Origin of the sequence: Bartonella sp. SD1336NMGDW (assembly GCF_042193565.1) — a bacterium.
In the GTDB taxonomy this organism is placed as follows: Bacteria; Pseudomonadota; Alphaproteobacteria; order Rhizobiales; family Rhizobiaceae; genus Bartonella; species Bartonella grahamii.
The window spans coordinates 1-568 of sequence record NZ_JBHILW010000106.1 but is presented as its reverse complement, the minus strand read 5'-3'; the positions used below and the strand labels follow the sequence as shown (position 1 = coordinate 568).

At 44.7% G+C, this 568-nt stretch carries 1 pseudogene; it reads left to right on the top strand.

The features are described 5' to 3' along the window. Positions 1–115 precede the first annotated feature (115 nt). Positions 116–568, top strand: a pseudogene (locus tag ACFIKH_RS09400) (TIGR04086 family membrane protein); the annotation flags it as partial.

Below are 568 nucleotides of genomic sequence, written 5' to 3'. Positions count from 1 at the left end.
ATGATCACCGTCTTGTGTTCGATGTTTTCTGTCCTTTTTGGCGCATATCTATTCACTTTTGGAACATAATTGGCAAAAAGACATTGTATCTCCAGCATATTCAAGGAGATAAAACATGGAAACTCGCATTCCTGAAGACACACCATTCGATACGAATTTTCTAGGAGAAACATCTCTAGAAGAAAAGTATTCATTCTTTCACACACCCATTTCATGGTCCGCAATCTTTGCAGGACTGGTGAGCGCCCTTGCCACCTCAATCTGCCTCTCTTTTCTGGTAGCCGCTTTAGGCTTAAGCCAAATGGATTTCACCTCTTCAACCCCATTTGAAGGCTCTTTCCTCTCCTTTGGCGTGGGTTCTGTTATCGTTACACTGATTAGCCTAGCCTTGGGAGGCTTTGTAGCTGGACGTTTTGCTGAATCGTCGGGAACGGTTCATGGCTTTCTCACTTGGGCTCTCATCACATTGCTGATGACCCTCCAAGCCATCCACGTGGTTTCTAGTACAGCAAAGATAGGAGCTAAAACGGCTCTAGAAAACAGCTCTATGATCCAACAAACCGTAGAC